This is a genomic window from Planktotalea sp., assembly GCF_039984035.1.
Classification (GTDB): Bacteria; Pseudomonadota; Alphaproteobacteria; order Rhodobacterales; family Rhodobacteraceae; genus Planktotalea.
Genome location: NZ_JBDWVM010000483.1, coordinates 1 through 2,958, shown reverse-complemented (window position 1 = coordinate 2,958; position 2,958 = coordinate 1). Strand labels below are relative to the sequence as shown.

At 54.1% G+C, this 2,958-nt stretch carries 3 protein-coding genes; all 3 read left to right on the top strand.

The genetic code is table 11. The features are described 5' to 3' along the window. Nucleotides 1–138: 138 nt before the first annotated feature. The 3 genes from ABJQ89_RS21755 (at nucleotide 139) to ABJQ89_RS21745 (ending at nucleotide 2,894) form a co-directional block, all read left to right on the top strand. A complete protein-coding gene (locus ABJQ89_RS21755) occupies nucleotides 139–1,899 on the top strand; it encodes a DNA polymerase III subunit gamma/tau (protein WP_348498245.1) in 1,761 nt (586 codons plus the stop codon). Then, nucleotides 1,900–2,448, top strand: coding sequence for a hypothetical protein (locus ABJQ89_RS21750; protein WP_348498244.1), 549 nt, complete (start codon nucleotides 1,900–1,902; stop codon nucleotides 2,446–2,448). Between the two features lie 101 nt (nucleotides 2,449–2,549). After that, a complete protein-coding gene (locus ABJQ89_RS21745) occupies nucleotides 2,550–2,894 on the top strand; it encodes a YbaB/EbfC family nucleoid-associated protein (RefSeq protein WP_348498243.1) in 345 nt (114 codons plus the stop codon). Nucleotides 2,895–2,958: the final 64 nt, after the last annotated feature.

The window sequence follows — 2,958 nt, the reverse complement described above, 5'->3', positions numbered from 1 at the left end:
TTCAATGTTCCGACTTCCTCGGGTTCCACGCAACCGCATGGCGATACTCCTTACTAATTTGCGCAAACTGTAGCCTCCTTTCGCTCAATCGGCTAGACGAGGCAGCGCACGCGCCCTACCTTGGCAAAAGGTTCGAATCTGAAAGCGCACATGACAGACACTCCTGACACCGCCTATCGCGTCCTCGCGCGCAAATATCGCCCAGAGACTTTTGTCGATCTCGTCGGCCAAGAAGCCATGGTGCGCACGCTGAAAAATGCGTTCGAGGCGGATCGCATTGCGCAGGCCTTTGTCATGACAGGTATCCGCGGCACCGGGAAAACAACGACCGCACGGATCATCGCCAAAGGCATCAACTGTATCGGACCCGATGGAAACGGCGGTCCAACAACCGAACCCTGCGGCGTTTGCGAAAACTGCACGGCCATCATGGAAGGGCGTCATGTGGACGTCATGGAAATGGATGCTGCATCGCGCACGGGTGTTGGCGATATTCGTGAAATTATTGAAAGCGTGCATTACCGCGCCGCATCAGCGCGCTACAAGATTTACATCATCGATGAGGTCCACATGCTGTCGACCTCTGCCTTCAACGCTCTGTTGAAGACATTGGAAGAACCCCCAGCCCATGTGAAATTCATCTTTGCGACCACCGAGATTCGCAAAGTTCCCGTGACAGTGCTCTCGCGGTGTCAGCGTTTCGATCTCCGCCGTATTGAGCCCGAAGACATGATTGGCATGCTGCAACGCATCGCCAAGGGCGAGAACGCCCAAATCAATGATGACGCTTTGGCACTGATCACACGCGCCGCCGAAGGCTCTGCCCGTGATGCGACGTCCTTGCTGGATCAGGCAATCAGCCATGGCGCGGGCGAAACAACGGTTGAACAAGTGCGCGCGATGCTCGGCCTAGCTGATCGCGGCCGCGTTCTGGATCTCTACCAGATGATCATGCGCGGTGACGCTGCAGCGGCGCTGACAGAGCTTGGCGCGCAATATGCGGCTGGCGCTGATCCAATGGCCGTCTTGCGCGACTTGGCCGAAATCACCCACTGGATCTCTGTCGTAAAGATCACGCCTGACGCCGCCGACGATCCAACCGTGTCGCCAGATGAGCGCGCCCGTGGTCTACAATTGGCCACCGATCTGCCCATGCGCGCCATGACCCGAATGTGGCAAATGTTGCTTAAGGCCCTCGATGAGGTGGCAAGCGCGCCGAACTCTATGATGGCGGCGGAAATGGCGATCATTCGCCTAACACACGTCGCCGAACTGCCCAGCCCAGAGGAATTGATCCGTAAACTTCAAGACACACCACCCCCGCCGAGCCCATCTGGTGGCGGTGGCGGCGGCGGCATGAGCGCAGGAACAACCACAGTTGCTAGCGCCCAATCCCGCATGACTACATCAGGCGGCGCAGCTGGCGGAGCGGCCACCGCCCAACAGCTTGATGCGGAAACGCTTGAACGATTTCCTACATTTGATCACGTCGTCGAACTCATACGTGCCAATCGTGATGTAAAGCTACTCGTTGAGGTCGAAGGTGGCGTGCGCCTCGCCAACTACCAGCCGGGTCGTATTGAGTTCGAACCGCACCAAAACGCACCTGCGGACCTTGCGCAGCGCCTTGGCCAGAAACTACAGCTTTGGACCGGCAACCGCTGGGCCGTCACACTTGTGAATGAGGGCGGCGCAGAAACCATCGCAGAAAAACGCGACGCCGCAGATATCGCACTCAAGGATGAAGCGGCCGAGCATCCCTTGGTCAAAGCCGTTTTTGAGGCGTTTCCAAGTGCCAAAATCATCGACATCAAAACCACCCAAGACATCGCCAACGAGGCCTTCGCAGAAGCGCTGCCTGAGGTGGAAGATGAGTGGGATCCGTTTGAGGAAGACTAAATGCTACGTGTTACCAAAATTGCTTTTCTAACGCTTTTCACACTAACCATTTCCAATACCGCAGTTCTTGCTCACGACGATCCCAATGAAAAACTGCAAGATGCGGCGAAACACACCAATACTATCTTCAAAGAAATCGATGCTGGAAGACTAGATTTGGTCGCAGCAAAACTAGACCCACGCCTTAAAACACTAAGGCGCAAGGATAAGCCGGTTGACGTTCTTCAATCCATGCAAAGCCGCGGTGTCAAATTCTCAGGTTCGACGCTTCATGTCATTGTTCAACCTAGAGAACTGCGTCATCCCGCAGGATTTCCAAACGGTCATTATACAAGCGTCGTATTTGGCTCGAAGGCCAGTGCGAAACAGCAATTTTGCGGAGCTATTCTTTGGAGATATCACCGTAATCAATGGTACATTCACAAAGTCGAAAACTCGACTGCTCAAATTTTATCCTTCTCGAATGCTCTTCGCCTAGCTGATAAAAAAGCTGCGTTCTCAGAACTCTGTAAGGGCATACGCCCGAAAATTACGTCCTATACACGCTGAAGCCAAAGTTTCCCTGAGGTCTTAACAGAGACAATCTCTTGGACCGCTTGCCCCACGACACTTGGCCCCTTATCTAAGCCCAAACCACTCAGGAGATAAAAATGTTCAAAGGACTAGGCCAGCTCGGCGATATGGCGGGCATGATGAAAAAAGCGAAAGAAATGCAGGACCAAATGGCCCAGTTGCAGGAAGACTTGGCAAGCATGATGGTCGTTGGCGAAAGTGGCGCGGGCCTTGTGAAGGCAACAGCAACGGCCAAGGGCGAACTGACAGCACTGGACATTGATCCTTCCATCTTCAACGGCGATGAAAAAGAGATCGTTGAAGACCTCATTCTCGCCGCGATCAAAGAAGCCCAACAAAAGGCTGCTGATAAATCCGCAAGCGAAATGGGTAAACTGACCGAAGGCCTTGGCCTGCCTGCAGATATGAAACTGCCGTTCTAAACCCTTCACTTTTTTGAAATATCCCCACCGGAGGCTCCGAACGGGGATATTAGGACCAGACGTG

What these genes read in the sequence shown, in the direction of transcription:
- ABJQ89_RS21745 (WP_348498243.1), top strand. Translation starts at nt 2,550, where the DNA reads ATGTTCAAAGGACTAGGCCAGCTCGGCGATATGGCGGGCATGATGAAA.
- ABJQ89_RS21750 (WP_348498244.1), top strand. Translation starts at nt 1,900, where the DNA reads ATGCTACGTGTTACCAAAATTGCTTTTCTAACGCTTTTCACACTAACC.